The organism is Mycobacterium sp. PS03-16 (assembly GCF_004570325.1).
GTDB lineage: Bacteria > Actinomycetota > Actinomycetes > Mycobacteriales > Mycobacteriaceae > Mycobacterium.
The window spans coordinates 20,723-36,844 of the sequence record NZ_SPQO01000040.1; the positions used below are offsets into that span (position 1 = coordinate 20,723).

The following is a 16,122-nucleotide window of genomic DNA, read 5'->3' on the forward strand; positions in this document are numbered from 1 at the left end:
GAGGTTGGACCATGCCCGAGGCGGTCAACGAAGACGACCGGCCCCGCAGCGGAACACCGTCGCGGGGCCGGGGCCAGCATCTGCGCGGAAATCTGGGCGTACCCGCCATCGTGCTGATGGTCGTCGCCGCCGCGGCGCCGCTGTCGACGGTCGGCGGCAACGTGCCGATCGCGATGGCGCTGGGCGACACCACGGGCATACCGGTCGCGTTCCTGGTCGCCGGCGCGATCTTTTTGCTGTTCGCCGCGAGTTTCGTCGCGATGTCGAAGTACGTCAGCGACACCGGCGCCTTTTACGCATACATCCAGAAGGGCCTGGGCAAGGCGCTGGGCACCGGCGCGGCGGTATTGGCGCTGCCCGCCTACATGGCGACGCTGCTCGCCGTGGCGGCGTACGACGGCGTCATCCTGGCCAGCCTCATCGAGGTGGTGCACGGGCCGGCCGTCCCGTGGTGGCTGCTGACCGGGCTGGTGCTGCTGATCATCGCGTTCCTCGGTTACCGGGACATCGACCTCAGCGCGAAGGTGCTGGGCATCTTCCTGGTGTCCGAAGTCGCCATCCTGGTCGTCCTCGACCTCGTGATCGTGCTCCAGGGTGGGGACAAGGGCATCACCGGTGACTCGTTCACACCTTCGGGACTCGCGGGCGGGGTGGGCATCGCCCTGCTCTACGCCCTCTGGGGCTTCGTCGGCGTCGAGGCGACCGCCGTGTTCCGCGACGAGGCCAGGGATCCCGACCGCACCGTTCCGCGCGCCACCTACTGGGCGGTGGGCATCGTGGCCAGCTTCTACGCGTTCTCGAGCTGGGCACTCGTCGAGGGCAACGGCGGCAACGACGCCGTCCAGGTCGCCAAGGACGACCCCGACAACTTCATGGTCAACACCGCCGAGAAGTACCTCGGCATGCTGGGCAAGGACCTCACCACGCTGTTCTGGTTCGTCAGCGTGTTCGCCTGCGCCCTGGCGTTCCACAACATCTCCGCGCGCTACGCGTTCGTGCTGGGCCGGGACAACGTCCTGCCCAGACGCTTCGGTGAGGTACACCCGCGCCTCGGCTCGCCGGCCAACGCGTCGGTGCTGATCACCGTCTTGTCGTTCGTGATCATGGGTGCGTTCGTGGTGCTGGGTCTGGACCCCGTGCTGCAGATCTTCGGCCCCCTCGGCGGGTTGGGCATCTGGTTCCTGTCGATCCTGTGGCTGCTGACGACGATCTCGGTCGCACTCTTCTTCAAGCGGCGCGGCGGCCCGACCAACGTCGTCGTGCTGGCCGTCGTGGCGACGCTCGCCCTGGCCGCGGCGGTCGTGCTGATCGTCGCGAACCTCACCCTGGTTATGGGCGGCTCCACGACCCTGGCAATCGTGTTTGGCGTCGCTCCCCTGGTGTTCCTGGGAATCGGAGCGGCGCTGGCCGGGCGGTCCACGCCGCCTCTGGATCCAACGCCCTGACCGATCAGCAGTCCCGCCGTCGGCGGCTCCGGTGATACCGTCGGGAGCCGATCAGGAAGTGGGGCGCCATGTCTGCGGACTCGCCGCTGACCGTGGCGGCAGCCCTGACGGTTCCGCCACTGGACCGGGGTTCGGTGATTGCAGGACACCACGGGCTCAACCGTGCCGTTCTGTGGGTGGACATCATGCACGCACCCGCCGAGTCGTTCGTCCGCGCAGGCGATCTGGTACTGACGACGGGTGCCGACATTCACCAGCCCGGCGTTCTCGAGTTCCTGACATACCTGGTGTCGTCACCCGCCGCGGGGGTGGTGCTGAGCCCACCGCCCGAGGTGCCCGTCGAGGAACTACTGGCGTCGCTGGTGCCGTATGCGGATCGTCTCGAGTTCCCTGTCGTTCTGCTGCCCTGGGAGATTGCCTTCTCCGCCGTGCAGCGGAGCCTTCTCCCGCTCGTCGACCCGTCTCCCGCGGACACCCCGATCCAGATGGCGATCGGTCGCCGGGAGCTCGACGATGCGCAGTGGACCGGCCATGCCGAGGCGTTCGCCGCGACGCTGGCTCGACTGGCGCTGGAGTCCGGCGTGACCACGAAGTCGTCGATCACCGACGACCTGGTGATGAGCCACTTCTCCGCGGCCGTGCCGGCGACGGTCGTGTCCGGTCTGGTCGAGGCGGCCCGGCAACGCAGCGGGTTACCGGAGCGGCTTGTCAGCTGGGTGTTGTTGCCACCCGGGCAGGGGCAGTCCGTCACGGTGGCGGCGTCGTCGGTTCCCGACGCCACGGTGGGCCCGCGACAATTCGCCGAGGTGCTTCGCCAACATCCCGGGAGCATGGCGACCGTCCTTGAGACCCTCCAACCTCTCATCGACTACGACAGGACGCGCCGCGGGCAGCTGGTCCACACCTTGGAGATACTGCTCAACGAGGCGACCAACATCAGTGCGGCGGCGAGAGCGCTTTACCTGAACCGGCATTCGCTGCTCTACCGGATCAAGCTCATCGAAGACCTCACCGGGCTGTCCCTCAAGAACCCCGCGGACCGCTTCCAGTTGGAGGTGAGTGTGCGGGTACACCAGATCAACGAGGCACGGATCGGCGGCTCTCGACACCCTGGGTAACGCGCTCACGCGGCGAAACACGGGGTGTCCAAAGGGCACTCAGCGAATCGCTACCGCCGGACGCTCACGCCACCTGACTGTGCACCACCGGAAGCCCCGGATCGCTGGCGGCGTGCAGCGGCGACGGCGGCGCGCCCGCGGCGATCAGATGTGCGGCGAATGCGGCGATCATCGCGCCGTTGTCCGTGCACAGCCGCGGCCGAGGGATGCGCAGGGTCAACCCCGCCTCGGCGCACCGCTGCTCGGCCAGTTCCCGCAGCCGGGAGTTGGCGGCGACGCCGCCGGCGATCAGCAGCGTCGAGACACCGAGTTGCCCACACGCGCGCACGGCCTTGCGGGTCAGCACGTCGGCCACCGCCTCCTGGAAACCCGCCGCGACGTCGGCCTGCGACGCGTCCGGGTGGGATTCCACGTAGCGGGCGACGGCGGTCTTGAGCCCGGAGAAGCTGAACGCGTACGGGTCGTCGCGCGGGCCGGTCATCCCGCGCGGGAACACGATCGCGTCGCGGTCGCCCTCGCGGGCCAGGTCGTCGAGCACCTTGCCGCCCGGGTAGCCGAGTCCGAGCAGCCGGGCCACCTTGTCATAGGCCTCCCCCGCCGCGTCGTCGACCGTGCTGCCGAGTTCGACGATCGGCTCGCCCAGCGACCGGACGTGCAGCAGGTGGGTGTGCCCGCCGGACACCAGCAGACCGACACTCTCGGGTAGCGGACCGTGGTCGTAGACGTCGGCGGCCAGATGCCCACCGAGGTGGTTGACGCCGTAGAACGGCACCTCCCAGGCCGCGGCGTACGCCTTGGCCGCGGCCACGCCCACCAGCAGGGCGCCGGCCAGGCCGGGTCCAATGGTGGCCGCGACGACGTCGGGCCTCTCGACACCGGCCGCCTGGAGCGCGCGGCGCATGGTCGGGCCGAGCGCCTCCAGGTGGGCGCGCGAGGCGATCTCGGGCACCACGCCGCCGAATCGGGCGTGCTCGTCGACGCTGGAGGCGACCTCGTCGGACAGCAACGTCACAGCGCCGTCGTCGGCCAGCTCGGCGATGCCGACACCGGTCTCGTCGCAGGAGCTCTCGATGGCCAGGATGATCACGGCGTGTCTCGCCTCGCGGGGTCGGGTGGGTCTCGCCTCATCGTATAAGCGTCCGCACCGCTGGCCCGGTAGTACCGCTTGCGCAGCCCGACGGTGACGAAGCCGACGCTCTCGTACAGCGCGATGGCCGGCTCGTTGTCGGTGCGCACCTCGAGGAAGATCACCCCGCCGTCGGCGACCTCGAGGAGGTCGGCCAGCATGCGCCGCCCGATCCCGCGGCCCTGGTGGGCGGGGTCCACCCCGATGGTATGGATCTCGTACTCGTAAGGCGGAGTACGACCCAGCCGCGCGATACCGGCATAGCCGACCAGTGCGCCGTCGACCCGGGCCGCCACGTAGTGCGTGTGCCCGCCGGCCAGTTCGGCGAGGAAGGCGCGCGCGGGCCACGGGTCGTCGCCGGCGAACAGCTGGCTCTCCAGTTCCGCGCAGCGGGCGGCGTCGGCCTTGGTCAGCGGGCCGTACTCGACCGTCATCGCGCCGGGCGGCCCTGATCGGCACGGGGGGTGGCGTCGGGGCGGCGCAGATACAGCGGTACCAGCGGATCGGGCGGCGCCGACCAGTCCGCGACGGCGCCGACCAGCCCGGCCACGGTCGGGTACTGCGGGCCGACGACGGGCAGGTCGAAAAGCTCAGTGTGCGAGAGCGATCCGGCTACCACGGTGGCGCCGGCGGGCACGTCGGCCGCGGGGCCGACCGCGGGGCCGTCGACGCGCACGCCGTCGCGGTAGCGGGCCCAGTACACCTCGCGGCGTCGGGCGTCGGTGACGACGAGCGCCTCGCCGCGGGTGTGGTGTCCGATCGCGTCGAGGCTGCACACGCCGTGTACCGGAATCCCGAGGGCGTGACCGTAGGCGGCGGCGGACGCCATCCCGACCCGCAGCCCGGTGAACGGGCCCGGTCCGCAGCCCACCACCACCGCCTCGAGTTCAGCGACGGTGACGCCGGCGTCGCCCAGCGCCGCGAGCACGTTGGGCGTGAGCTGTTCGGCGTGGGCGCGGGGGTCGACGGTCACGCGTTCGGCGAGCACGTTCACCTCGCCGCCGCTGCGGCGGACCACCCCGGCGGTGACGGCGGGGGTGGCGGTGTCGATCGCCAGGATCAGCCCCGTCATGATCCGCTCCACTGCCAGATCGCGGTGCGGGTCTCGGTGACCCCGGACCGTTCCAGGCGGACGTCGAGGTGGTGCTCGGAGAGCCGCTCGGCCAGTCCCTCCCCCCATTCGACGACCACGACCGCGCTCTCCAGGTCCGTGTCGAGGTCCAGCGAGTCCAGTTCGGCCAGCAGGTCGGCGCCCGGGTGGTCGAGCAGCCGGTACATGTCGACGTGCACCAGCGCGGGCCGGTCGGGCCTGCGGGCGCGGTGCAGCCGCGCCAACACGAACGTCGGCGAGGTGATCGGCCCCTCGACGTCCATGGCTTTGGCGATCCCCTTGGCGAGCACCGTCTTTCCCGCCCCCAGCGGTCCGGACAGCACCACGACGTCACCGGCGCGCAGCTGGGCGCCGAGCTGCGCGCCCAACGCGAGGGTGTCCTGCGCGGTGGCGAGTTCGGCGGTGCCGCCGGTGCGGTCAGTCACGGGTCCGGACCCGTTCCCGCAGCCGGCGGGTCAGCGCGACGAGTTTGGACGGGGTGGCCCGTTCGACGAGCCGCACCAGCGCGTCGTCGATGGCCTCGGGATCCTCGAGCTGCACCAGATGCCCTGCGCCGCCGACGATCACGAGCTCGGCCTTCGGCAGCGCGGCGGCCATCTCATGTGAGTACTCCATCGGGGTGAGCAGATCTCGGTCCCCGCAGGCGATCAGCGTCGGCACCTTGGCCAGCGTCGGCAGCGCCGCCGTCTCGTCGTGCACCTCCAGCGCGTGCAGGAACTCCACCAGGGTGGCGATCGGGGTGTCGTGCATCATCTTCTCCGAGAACGCCACCACGCTCGGGCTGATCTTCTCGTCGCCGTAGGACGCCGCCCGCAGCACCGGCCCGATGACCACCCGGGCCAGACCGCGGGTGCGGTGCATGGCCCCGGGGGCGTAGCGCGCCGCGAACCGGGCCGCCTCCAGCGCGGGGTTCTTGAGGATCTCGCCGAGCGGGGACCGCGAGATCCCCTCGGCCGCAGACGAGATGATGGCGGCACCGACGATGCGGGTGGGATAGCGCTGCGGGTACTGCCGGGCGTGCGACAGCACCGTCATCCCACCCATCGAATGTCCCACCAGCACCACCGGGCCGCGGGGCGCCACCACGGCCAGCACCGCCTCGAGGTCCTGGCCGAGCTGGGTGACGGTGTAGGTGTCCGGCGTGGCCGCCCCGGACTGGCCGTGGCCGCGCTGGTCGTAGAACACCATCCGGACCTGGTCACCCCACTGTTCGGACAGCCGGGCCCGCTGGAAGTGGAACGCGCCCATCCGCAGGCAGAATCCGTGCGCGAACACCACGGTCACCGGCGCGTCGGGTGGTCCCACCTCGCGGACGGCCAGCGGGACGCCGTCGGCGGTGGTGACCACCGAACTGCGGTCGGCGTCGAGCAGCTCGAAGTCCTCGCCCGCGTACGGGTCGTGCTCGGTGACCCGGCGGGTCAGCGAGCGGGCCACCGTCACCCCAGCCAGCGAGCCGACCGCCGCCAGCCCGGCCGCGCCGGCCAGCCAGCCGGCAGCGCCGCGACGCCCATGACCAGTGCCTGAGATGCGGTCGCTCAACGGTTTCCCTGCCGGTAGCTGCGGACGACCCGGCCGCGCGGGCTGGTCACGATCTCATAGTTGATGGTGCCGAGCAGCTCGGCCCAGTCCTGGGCCGTCGGCTCGCCTCGGGTGCCGGATCCGAACAGCACGGCCTCGTCACCCTCGGTGACGCCGACCGGGCCGGGGCCGAGGTCGACGACGAACTGGTCCATGCAGATCCGTCCCACGTTCGGATACCGGCGGCCGTTGATCAGCACCTCGATGCGGCCGCTCAGACCGCGGAACACGCCGTCGGCGTAGCCGACCGGCAGCAGCGCGACGGTGGTGTCCCGCTCGGCGATCCACGTGTGCCCGTAGGACACCCCGTCGCCGGCCTGCAGCGCCCGCACCTGCGCGACCGGGCACGTCAATGTCATCGCCGGCCGCAACCCCATGTCGCCCAACTCGGGGATGGGTGTCTGGCCGTAGATGGCGATTCCGGGCCGGACCATGTCGAAGGCCAGATCCGGGCGCGTGAGCGCGGCGGGCGAATTGCACAGGTGGGCGACCTCGAACCGGACCCCGGCCGCGGCCGCCTGCGCGCGCATGTCGGTGAACCGCCCCGCCTGCCGGTCGGTGACCGGGCTGGCGGGGTCGTCACCGCATGCCAGGTGCGACATGAGCCCGCGCACCCGGACGGCGTCCTCGGCGGCCGCCCGGGCCACCGCGTCGAGCAGCGCGGGGTACTCCGCGGGGCTGACGCCGTTGCGGCTCAGGCCGGTGTCGACCTTCACGGTCAGCGTGGCCGTCCGCCCGGTGCGCCGCACCGCGTCGAGCACCTCGCGCAGCTGGCGCACCGCCGACACCGCGAGCTGCACGTCCGCGGTCAACGCGGGTGCGAAGTCGGTGCCGGGGGCGTGCAGCCAGGCCAGCACCGGGGCGGTGATGCCGTCGGCGCGCAGCGCCAGCGCCTCGGCGACCGTGGCCACGCCGAGTTCGCCGGCACCGGCGGCCAGCACCGTGCGCGCGACCTGCGTCGCGCCGTGGCCGTACCCGTCGGCCTTGAGCACCGGCATCACGGCGGCCGCCCCGGCGCGTTCGCGCAGCACCGCCACGTTGTGGGCGATGGCGTCGAGGTCGACGACCGCCCGCGCGGTCGGCTGCGGCGTCGTGCCGGTGGTCTGGATCGTCTGCATGGTCATGTCACCGCCGACGATTCTCGCAGAACGGGCTGCGGCGGCGGGCGGCCCACTCAGTGGGCGAAGTGCTGCTCGTCGTCGAAGGTGCCCCGCGGCTGCAGCCGGTCGAGCTTGTCGAGCACCGCGAACATGTCGTCGCGCAGCGACCGCGCCAGGTCGGTCGAGAACCCCTCGCGCACCACCACCCGCAGCACCGAGACGTTTTCGGCTCCCTCGGGCATGGTGTAGGCCGGCACCTGCCAGCCGTAGGTGCGCAGCCCCGCCGAGACGTCGAATTCGGTGTACGCCCGTTCCCCGGCGAGCCGGAACGCCACCACCGGGATCGCCGAGCCGTCGGAGATGACCTCGAAGTGTCCGCTGCGCTCGAGTTCGTCGGACAGCCAGCGCGCGGTGCCGGACAGGCAGCTCATCACCTGCCCGTAGCCGGCACGGCCCATGCGCAGGAAGTTGTAGTACTGGCCGACCACCTGGTTGCCGGGCCGGGAGAAGTTCAGCGTGAACGTCGGCATGTCCCCGCCCAGGTAGTTCACCCGGAACACCAGGTCGTCGGGGAGGCAGTCGGCGTTGCGCCACACCACGAACCCGATGCCGGGATAGGTCAGCCCGTACTTGTGGCCGCTGACGTTGATGGACGCGACGCGGGGCAGCCGGAAATCCCACGCGATGTCGGGGTGCAGGAACGGGACCACGAATCCGCCACTGGCGGCGTCGACGTGCACCGGCACGTCCGGACCACCGTCACCGGCCAGCGTGTCCAGAGCGGCGCAGATGTCGGCGATCGGCTCCAGCTCACCGGTGTAGGTGGTGCCCAGGATCGCCACGACGCCGATGGTGTCCTCGTCGACGTGGTCGAGCACCTGCTGCGGGGTGATGGTGTAGCGCCCCTCCTCCATCGGCAGGTAGCGCGGTTCGACCTCGAAGTAGCGGCAGAACTTCTCCCACACCACCTGAACGTTGGCGCCCATCACCAGGTTCGGCGTCCGGGTCCGCCACCCGTCCCCGACGCGCTGCTTCCAACGCCACTTCAGGGCCAGCCCGCCCAGCATCACGGCCTCGCTCGAGCCGATCGTCGACACGCCGACCGCGCTGTTGGGGTCGTCGTCGCGCAGGTTCTCGGCGTGGAAGAGGTCGGCCACCATGCACACGCAGCGCTGCTCGATCGCCGCGGTCGCCGGGTACTCGTCCTTGTCGATCATGTTCTTGTCGAACGTCTCGGCCATCAGCTTCTCGGCCTGCGGGTCCATCCACGTGGTGACGAAGGTGGCCAGGTTGAGGCGCGAGCTGCCGTCGAGCATCAGTTCGTCGTGGATGAACCGGTAGACCGTGTCGGGGTCCATCGCCTCGTCCGGCAGGCGCAGCGACGGGATCGGCGCGGTGAACATCCGCCCGGTGTAGGCGGGGCTGATCGACGGCGTCGGATGATTGACGTGCGGCATGGCGTCCTTTCGGCTACAGCGTGGCGAGGGCGGTGCGGATGTGGGCGAGGATGCGTGCCGCCGAGGTCGGTGCGGGCCGCGGACCCGGATCGGCGGCCGACGCGTTGGCGGCGTGCGCGTGGACGAAAGCGGCCAGCGCGGCGGCCTCACCGGCGGGCAGGCCGGCGGCCAGCAGCGCGCCGATCATCCCCGACAGCACGTCACCGGAACCGGCTGTGGCGGCCCAGGATTCACCGGCCGGGTTGAGATAGGCGCGGCCGGGCGAGCCGGGTTCGGCGACCACGGTGACGTTGCCCTTGAGCAGCACGGTGGCGCCGAACCGATCGGCCAGCCGGCGGGCCGCGGCCACCCGGTCGGCACCGGGCGGCGCGCCCGCCAGGCGCTGGTACTCCCCGGCGTGTGGGGTGAGCACGGTGGGTGCGGCGCGGTCGGCGACCAGTTCGGGGTGCGCGGCGAGCAGGGTCAGACCGTCGGCGTCGACGATCACCGGCAGATCGGTGTCGAGCGCGAAGCACAGGTTGGCCGCGCCGGTTTCGTCGGTGCCCAGCCCCGGCCCCACCACCCATGCCTGCACGCGGCCGGCCGCCTGGGCATTGGGTGCGGCGACGATCTCGGGCCAGTGCGCGACGACCTGCTCGGCGGCGCTGCCGGCGTAGCGGACCATGCCGCTGGTGGCGGCCACCGCGGCGCCGCTGCACAGAATCGCCGCGCCGGGATAGGTCGACGACCCGGCCAGGATGCCTGTCACCCCCTGGGTGTACTTGTCGTCGTCCGGTCCGGGTCGCGGCCACCGGGCCCGGACCTCGGCGGCCTCGACGCCGAGGATGTCGGAGGCCGGCAGGTCGAGGCCGATGTCGACGAGTTCGACACGGCCACAACGGCCGAGCGCGTGCACGGGCTTGAGCCCGCCGAACGTCACGGTCAGCGCGGCGTCGACATGCGGCCCGTCGGCGGCGCCGGTCTGCACGTCGAGTCCGCTGGGGATGTCGACGGCCACCACGGGCATCGCGGCCTGCGCGACGGCGGCGAACACTTCGGCCGCGACCGGCCGCAGCGGACCGGAGCCGGAAATACCGACGACTCCGTCCATCACCAGATCCGTTGCGTCCGGTACCTTTTCGACGAGCCGGCCACCGGCGCGGCGGAACGCGCGCAATCCCGCGGCGTGCGCGCGGTCGGGGTTCAGCAGCACCGCGGAGGCGGCTGCGCCGCGGCGGTGCAGCAACGTCGCCGCCCACAGCGCGTCGCCGCCGTTGTCCCCGGATCCGACGACCGCGCAGATGCGCCGGCCGGCCACACCGCCGGTGCGGGCGGTCAATTCGCGGGCGATCGCGGTGGCCAGCCCGTAGGCGGCGCGGCGCATGAGCGCCCCCTCCGGCAAGCGCTGCAGCAGCGGCGCTTCGGCGTCTCGGACCGTGTCCGCGCTGTAGTAGTGCCGCATCACCGTCAGCCTACGGTCTGACGCCTTAGGACGGCGCAGCTTCCGTGCGGTCGGCCTCGTCCCAGAACCGGGTGACCCGCTCGGCGATCTCGCCGGGGTACTCACCGTTGATCGCGTGGGAAGCCGCCGGCCAGACCTCCACCTGGCCGTGCGACACCAGCCTGCGTGCGCGCGCGGCGGCCTTCTCGGCGCGCAGCATCACGCTGCGGCCGGCGAGCAGTGCCAGCACCGGTCGATCGAGCGCGCGCAGCTGGGCATCGGTGATCCGCGTCGGCGCGGGCAGCCGGAGCCGGAAATCCGTGGTCCCCGCGTCGATCAGCCGCGCCTCCGGGACGGTGTCGTCCACGTCGGCGCCGCCGGAGATCCACCGCAGCAGGCGCCGGCGGACGATCTCCGGTGTCCCCGGCACGGTCAGCGGGATCGCGGCGGCCAGGACGGCGAGCGGGATTCGGTCGAACGTCATGACCGGATCGAGCAGCGCCAGCGACGCCACCCGCTCGGGTCGCCGGACCGCGAGGTTGACCGCCGACCAACCGCCGATGGACGTGCCCAGCAGGTGCACCGCAGGCAGGTCGAGGCCCGCGATCGCCTCGGCCAACCAGTCCGCCTGATCCACCGACCCGGTGATCGCCCGGGTCTGCACCGACAGTCCCGGCTCCCCCAGCAGATCGAGGCCGTACACCGGGCGCCGGCCCACGAGCGGCGGCAGATTGACCCGATACATCGGGGTGGCCGCGTTGCGGCCCGGCAGCAGCAGCACCGGGGTGCCCGCCGCCGGGCCGTCGAATCGGTAGGCGCGCACCGTGCCGAACGCCGTCGGGACATCGAACGCGGCGACGACGGATGGCAGCGCGGCCATCGACTGCCGGTAGACGGTGAGGTAGTGCTCTGCCGCCGCCTCGCTGACGAAGCCGCCGACGCGGTCGCGCCCGGCGATACGCAGTCGGGGTTCAGCGATCATCGGCACCTCGGGCGGGTCGGGGACTTTATGCCCCCACGGTAGGGACCTCCGCCCGGCGTGCACGGCGCACGGGCCGACCTACGCTCAGCACAGCGCGGAACGGATCGGTTGCCCTCGGTTGCGCGTCAGGCGATGACCGGAGGCAACCGCGTCGTTGAGACCACAGCGTCGATCCAGTTCTCGCCGCTGACCGCCGTCGCGGGGGGCGACGGTTTCCCCGGGCCGCGGTGGCCGGTAGTCACCGGTCACCGCGGTCCGGTCGCGCTCACTCGACGGTGACGGACTTGGCCAGGTTGCGCGGCTTGTCCACGTCATACCCGCGGGCCCTGGCCACCTCTGCCGCGAAGACCTGCAACGGAATCGTCGACAGCAGCGGCTGGAACAGCGTCGTGGTCGCCGGGATCTCGAACAGGTGATCGGCGTAGGGCCGCACGGTGTCGTCGCCCTCCTCTGCGATCACGACCGTGACCGCGCCGCGCGCCTGGATCTCCCGGATGTTCGACAGCAGCTTGGCGTGCAGCATCGAGGCGCCCTTCGGCGACGGCATGACGACGATCACCGGCAGGTCGTCGTCGATCAGCGCGATCGGGCCGTGCTTGAGCTCACCGGCCGCGAAGCCCTCGGCGTGCATGTACGCCAACTCCTTGAGCTTGAGTGCACCCTCGAGCGCCACCGGGTACCCGACGTGACGGCCGAGGAACAGGATCGTCGGCTTCTCGGCGAAGCGGCGGGCCAGTTCGGCGATCGGGTTCAGGTGCTTGAGCACCTGGGTGATCAGCCCCGGCATGGCCTCGAGTTCGCGGTACTCGCGGGCCACCTCGTCGGGGTACTTGGTACCGCGGGCCTGCGCCAGCGCCAGACCGACCAGATAGTTCGCGGCGATCTGGGCCAGGAATGTCTTGGTCGCGGCGACGCCGATCTCCGGCCCGGCGCGGGTGTAGAGCACGGCATCGGCTTCGCGCGGGATCTGGCTGCCGTTGGTGTTGCAGATCGCCAGCACCTTGGCTTTCTGCTTCTTGGCATGCCGCACGGCCTCGAGGGTGTCGGCGGTCTCACCGGACTGCGAGATCGCGACCACCAGCGTGCTGCGGTCCAGCACCGGGTCGCGGTAGCGGAACTCGCTGGCGAGCTCCACCTCCACCGGCAGCCGGGTCCAGTGCTCGATCGCGTACTTGGCCAGCAGTCCGGAGTGGTAAGCCGTCCCGCAGGCCACCACGAACACCTTGTCGATGTCGCGCAACTCCTGGTCGGAGAGCCGCTGCTCGTCGAGGACGATGCGGCCGTCGTCGTAGTGCCCGAGCAGGGTGTCCGACACCGCCGAGGGCTGCTCGGCGATCTCCTTGAGCATGAAGTACTCGTAGCCGCCCTTCTCGGCGGCCGACAGGTCCCAGTCGATGTGGAACTCGCGGTACTCGACGTCGGTGTTGCCGTGGAAGTCGCTGACCGTGTAGCCGTCGGCGGTCACCACGACGGCCTGGTCCTGTCCCAACTCGACGGCCTGGCGGGTGTGCTCGATGAACGCCGCGACGTCGGAGCCGACGAACATCTCGCCGTCGCCGACACCGAGCACCAGCGGCGTGGACCGGCGGGCGGCGACGATGGTGCCGGGGTCGTCGGCGTTGGCGAACACCAGCGTGAAGTGCCCCTCGAGCCGGGGCAACACCGCCATCACCGAGCCGACGAAGTCGCCGGCGGTCGGGCCGTGCCGGTACTGCCAGGACACGAGGTGCACCGCGACCTCGGTGTCGGTGTCGCTGGCGAACTCCACGCCCGTGGCCTCGAGCTCGGCCCGCAGCGGTGCGTAGTTCTCGATGATGCCGTTGTGGACGACGACGATCTTGCCGTCCGGGTCACGATGAGGGTGCGCGTTGCGGTCGGTGGGCCTGCCGTGCGTCGCCCACCGGGTGTGGCCGAGGCCGCTGGTGCCGGTCAGGGTCTCGGGCTGCGAGCACTCCAGTACCTCGCCGAGGTTGGCGAGGCGGCCGGCGCGACGGTGCACGGTCAACCCGCCGTGTCCGTCCAGCAGCGCGATGCCCGCGGAGTCGTAACCGCGGTACTCCATCCGGTGCAACGCGTCGACCACGATGGCGCAGGCCGGGCGGTGCCCGACATAGCCGACGATTCCACACATAGCCAACCAGGGTAGTCCAAGAGCCCGCCCCCGCCCGGTGAGCTACGGTCATCGAGTGGCCAGCACCAAGAAGCTGTTCAAGGCTTTGACCCGCCGCGGCCCCCATCGCGTTCTGCGCGGTGACCTGGCCTTCGCCGGTGTCCCCGGGGTGGTCTACACCCCCGAATCGGGGCTCAACCTGCCCGGTGTGGCATTCGGCCACGACTGGTTGGCCAGTGCCCTGCGCTACAGCGGCACCCTCGAGCACCTCGCCTCCTGGGGCATCGTGGCGGCCGCGCCCGCCACCGAGACGTCGATCGCGCCGTCGGTGCTCAACCTGGCGTTCGATCTGGGGACCACGCTCGACGTGATCACCGGGGTGCGGCTCGGCCCCGGGAAGATCAGCGTGCACCCGACGAAACTGGGCGTGGCCGGACACGGTTTCGGCGGGTCGGCGGCTGTGTTCGCCGCTGCCGGGATGGCGGGCAAACCGCACGCGCCCAAGGCCGTCGCCGCGCTGTTCCCCTCGGTGTCCAGCCCGCCCGCCGTCGCGCCCGCGGGGTCGCTGCGGACGCCCGGCCTGATCCTGGCCGACCCCGGTGACCCGATGTCCCTGCGCTCCAATGCGGTGGAACTGGCCCGGGTGTGGCGGCCGGCGACGTTGCGGTCGGTGCACAAGGTGACCGCGGGCGGCCTGGTCGAGGGTCGCCGCCTGGCGCGCGCGGTCAAGATGCCCGGCGCCGACCGCGGCACCCAGAAGATCGTCCGCGCGCTGCTCACCGGATACCTGCTCCACGAACTCGCCGGCGACAAGAGTTACCGCGACTTCGCCGACGCGGAGGCGGTGCTGCCCAAGACCGACGTCATGGACCCGTTCGCCGACGATCCGGTCGATCTGGAGAACAAGGTCGTCGCGCTGCTGAAACCCTGAGTGGTCCCAACCAACCGGTTGGCTGTATAACTTGTCCATGCGGACAGGCATCTTCCTGAGTTATGCGGGCGGCTTTCGCGAGGCCGTCGAGGACGTCGTCGAACTCGAGAAGGTGGGCGTCGACATCGCGCTGGTGGCCGAGGCGTACTCCTTCGACGCGATCAGCCAGCTGGGCTACCTCGCGGCCAAGACCACGCGGATGGAGATCGGCTCGGGCGTGGTGCCGATCTATGTGCGCACCCCGTCACTGCTGGCGATGACCGCGGCCGGGTTGGACTACGTGTCCGACGGCCGCTTCCGATTGGGCATCGGCACATCAGGGCCGCAGGTCATGGAGGGCTTCCACGGCGTGCCCTTCGACGCGCCGCTGGGCCGCACCCGCGAGGTGGTGGAGATCTGCCGCACGGTGTGGCGCCGGGAGAACGTCGAATTCGACGGCCGCTACTATCAGATCCCCCTGCCCGCCGACCGGGGCACCGGGCTGGGCAAGCCCTTGCACCTGATCAATCATCCTGTGCGCGAGCGTATTCCGATCACCATCGCCGCACTGGGCCCGAAGAATGTGGAGCTCACCGCGGAGATCGCCGAGGGCTGGCAGCCGGTGTTCTTCCTTCCCGAACGCGCCGACGCGGTGTGGGGGGACGCCCTGCGCGCCGGCACGGCCAAACGGGATCCGGCGCTCGGCCCGCTCGACGTCATGGTGAGCGCGGCGCTGGCCATCGGCGACAACGTCGACGACCGGATGGACTGGGTGAAACCGCAACTCGCGCTGTACATCGGCGGGATGGGGGCGCGCGGCAAGAACTTCTACCACAACCTGGCCACCCGGTACGGCTACGGCGACGTGGCCGACCGCATCCAGGAGCTCTACCTCGATGGTAAGAAAGCCGAGGCGATCGCGGCCGTGCCCGACGACCTGGTGCGCTCGGTGTCGCTGATCGGGCCCAAGCCGTTCGTCAAGGAACGGCTGGCCGCGTACGCGGAGGCCGGGGCCACCACGCTGCTGCTGCAACCGTTGACCGCCGACCGCCGCGAATCCATCCGTTTCGTCGAGGAACTGACCGCACTGCTGCCCTGACGCTCATTCACCGACCTGAGGGAGTTCGTCCGCGGCGATCGCGCACGGGGTGGCCGCCGGTTCCGGCGCGGCGTCCGGCGGCAACTCGGCCGCCAACGGAGCCGGGGTCGGCGCCGGCGGATCCGAGGGCGCGACAGCTGGTTCGCGTTCCCCGTCAGAGGCGTCCGCGACCTCGGTGACCGGCTCGCCGGCCGGCGGTGCCGCGGATCCGACTGTTGCACAGTGGTCTTCGCCGGACTTCTCGGTGGCATCGGTGGATGCGGCCTCCTCATCCACGGGGTCGTCCCCGGTCGTCTCGTCGTCGGGCTCGCTGTCGTCGTCGAGGCCTTCGTGGTCTTCGACGTCTTCGGGGTCATCGAAGCCTTCGAGGTCGTCGTCGGTATTCCGTTCGTCGGGATCGGGCTCGTCGATCGTCTCGTCCAGCCCGGTGCCGCCGAGCGCGTCGCCGGCCGCGGGCAGCAGACCGCTCAGCAGATCGCCGAACTGCTGACCCAGCCCGGACAGGCCCGACAGGCCCGAGCCGACACCCGGCATGCCGCCCATACCGCCCAGCGAGGGCGCGGCACCCGGCGGCGCGGCCGCGGCGGGATCCACCCCGGACACCGGCGCGGCCGGCCAGTTCTGCGGCGCGGTCCAGGGCGCCGCCGCGCCCAGTGCCGGAGACGC

General features: G+C 71.3%; 14 protein-coding genes and 1 pseudogene. 4 read left to right on the top strand and 11 right to left on the bottom strand.

Features of this window, described 5'->3' with window-relative positions; translation table 11 throughout:
• Positions 1-11: 11 nt before the first annotated feature.
• Both E4P42_RS23330 and E4P42_RS23335 read left to right on the top strand, forming a co-directional pair.
• Positions 12-1,445 carry an APC family permease gene (locus tag E4P42_RS23330; protein ID WP_135128519.1) on the top strand — a complete coding sequence of 478 codons (1,434 nt, stop codon included), beginning with the start codon at positions 12-14 and terminating at the stop codon, positions 1,443-1,445.
• 68 nt (positions 1,446-1,513) lie between these two features.
• Positions 1,514-2,563, top strand: a complete 1,050-nt coding sequence (locus E4P42_RS23335) for a PucR family transcriptional regulator ligand-binding domain-containing protein (RefSeq protein ID WP_135128522.1) — start codon at positions 1,514-1,516, stop codon at positions 2,561-2,563.
• A gap of 64 nt (positions 2,564-2,627) precedes the next feature.
• Here the strand turns inward: E4P42_RS23335 and tsaD are convergent, their stop codons facing one another.
• The 10 genes from tsaD to glmS form a co-directional block, all read right to left on the bottom strand.
• A complete protein-coding gene (tsaD, locus tag E4P42_RS23340) occupies positions 2,628-3,650 on the bottom strand; it encodes a tRNA (adenosine(37)-N6)-threonylcarbamoyltransferase complex transferase subunit TsaD (RefSeq protein ID WP_135128524.1) in 1,023 nt (340 codons plus the stop codon).
• A complete protein-coding gene (gene rimI, locus E4P42_RS23345) occupies positions 3,647-4,123 on the bottom strand; it encodes a ribosomal protein S18-alanine N-acetyltransferase (protein ID WP_135128526.1) in 477 nt (158 codons plus the stop codon). The genes tsaD and rimI overlap by 4 nt, the downstream gene beginning before the upstream one ends.
• The gene (gene tsaB, locus E4P42_RS23350) at positions 4,120-4,761 is read right to left on the bottom strand and encodes a tRNA (adenosine(37)-N6)-threonylcarbamoyltransferase complex dimerization subunit type 1 TsaB (protein ID WP_135128528.1); all 642 of its coding nucleotides are present in this window, start codon (positions 4,759-4,761) and stop codon (positions 4,120-4,122) included. The genes rimI and tsaB overlap by 4 nt, the downstream gene beginning before the upstream one ends.
• Complete coding sequence (tsaE, locus tag E4P42_RS23355; protein ID WP_135128530.1) at positions 4,758-5,225, bottom strand: tRNA (adenosine(37)-N6)-threonylcarbamoyltransferase complex ATPase subunit type 1 TsaE; 468 nt, start codon at positions 5,223-5,225, stop codon at positions 4,758-4,760. The genes tsaB and tsaE overlap by 4 nt, the downstream gene beginning before the upstream one ends.
• Entirely contained in the window at positions 5,218-6,339 is a 1,122-nt protein-coding gene (locus tag E4P42_RS23360; RefSeq protein ID WP_245234187.1) for an alpha/beta fold hydrolase, read from the bottom strand. Before E4P42_RS23360 ends, tsaE begins: the two co-directional genes overlap by 8 nt.
• Positions 6,336-7,496: an alanine racemase gene (gene alr / locus E4P42_RS23365; protein WP_167759600.1), complete on the bottom strand. Its 1,161-nt coding sequence runs from the start codon at positions 7,494-7,496 to the stop codon at positions 6,336-6,338. Before alr ends, E4P42_RS23360 begins: the two co-directional genes overlap by 4 nt.
• A 56-nt stretch (positions 7,497-7,552) precedes the next feature.
• Positions 7,553-8,935 carry a glutamate decarboxylase gene (locus E4P42_RS23370; protein WP_135128532.1) on the bottom strand — a complete coding sequence of 461 codons (1,383 nt, stop codon included), beginning with the start codon at positions 8,933-8,935 and terminating at the stop codon, positions 7,553-7,555.
• A gap of 13 nt (positions 8,936-8,948) precedes the next feature.
• Positions 8,949-10,376 (bottom strand): NAD(P)H-hydrate dehydratase, encoded by a 1,428-nt coding sequence (locus E4P42_RS23375; RefSeq protein WP_135128534.1) that lies wholly within the window; start codon positions 10,374-10,376, stop codon positions 8,949-8,951.
• A 25-nt stretch (positions 10,377-10,401) separates the two neighbouring features.
• Positions 10,402-11,337, bottom strand: a complete 936-nt coding sequence (locus E4P42_RS23380) for an alpha/beta fold hydrolase (protein WP_135128536.1) — start codon at positions 11,335-11,337, stop codon at positions 10,402-10,404.
• 265 nt (positions 11,338-11,602) lie between these two features.
• Positions 11,603-13,468, bottom strand: coding sequence for a glutamine--fructose-6-phosphate transaminase (isomerizing) (gene glmS, locus E4P42_RS23385; RefSeq protein WP_135128538.1), 1,866 nt, complete (start codon positions 13,466-13,468; stop codon positions 11,603-11,605).
• 55 nt (positions 13,469-13,523) lie between these two features.
• Here glmS and E4P42_RS23390 point away from each other — a divergent pair, with 55 nt between their 5' ends.
• Positions 13,524-14,378, top strand: a complete 855-nt coding sequence (locus tag E4P42_RS23390) for a hypothetical protein (RefSeq protein ID WP_135128540.1) — start codon at positions 13,524-13,526, stop codon at positions 14,376-14,378.
• Positions 14,379-14,415: 37 nt separating this feature from the next.
• A complete protein-coding gene (locus tag E4P42_RS23395) occupies positions 14,416-15,456 on the top strand; it encodes an LLM class F420-dependent oxidoreductase (RefSeq protein WP_135128542.1) in 1,041 nt (346 codons plus the stop codon).
• Positions 15,457-15,459: 3 nt separating this feature from the next.
• Here the strand turns inward: E4P42_RS23395 and E4P42_RS27105 are convergent.
• Positions 15,460-16,122, bottom strand: a pseudogene (locus E4P42_RS27105) (hypothetical protein); the annotation flags it as partial.

Coding starts and splice junctions, on each gene's coding strand:
- E4P42_RS23330 (WP_135128519.1), top strand. CDS start 12: ATGCCCGAGGCGGTCAACGAAGACGACCGGCCCCGCAGCGGAACACCG.
- E4P42_RS23335 (WP_135128522.1), top strand. CDS start 1,514: ATGTCTGCGGACTCGCCGCTGACCGTGGCGGCAGCCCTGACGGTTCCG.
- rimI (WP_135128526.1), bottom strand. CDS start 4,123: ATGACGGTCGAGTACGGCCCGCTGACCAAGGCCGACGCCGCCCGCTGC.
- tsaB (WP_135128528.1), bottom strand. CDS start 4,761: ATGACGGGGCTGATCCTGGCGATCGACACCGCCACCCCCGCCGTCACC.
- alr (WP_167759600.1), bottom strand. CDS start 7,496: ATGCAGACGATCCAGACCACCGGCACGACGCCGCAGCCGACCGCGCGG.
- E4P42_RS23370 (WP_135128532.1), bottom strand. CDS start 8,935: ATGCCGCACGTCAATCATCCGACGCCGTCGATCAGCCCCGCCTACACC.
- E4P42_RS23375 (WP_135128534.1), bottom strand. CDS start 10,376: ATGCGGCACTACTACAGCGCGGACACGGTCCGAGACGCCGAAGCGCCG.
- E4P42_RS23380 (WP_135128536.1), bottom strand. CDS start 11,337: ATGATCGCTGAACCCCGACTGCGTATCGCCGGGCGCGACCGCGTCGGC.
- glmS (WP_135128538.1), bottom strand. CDS start 13,468: ATGTGTGGAATCGTCGGCTATGTCGGGCACCGCCCGGCCTGCGCCATC.
- E4P42_RS23395 (WP_135128542.1), top strand. CDS start 14,416: ATGCGGACAGGCATCTTCCTGAGTTATGCGGGCGGCTTTCGCGAGGCC.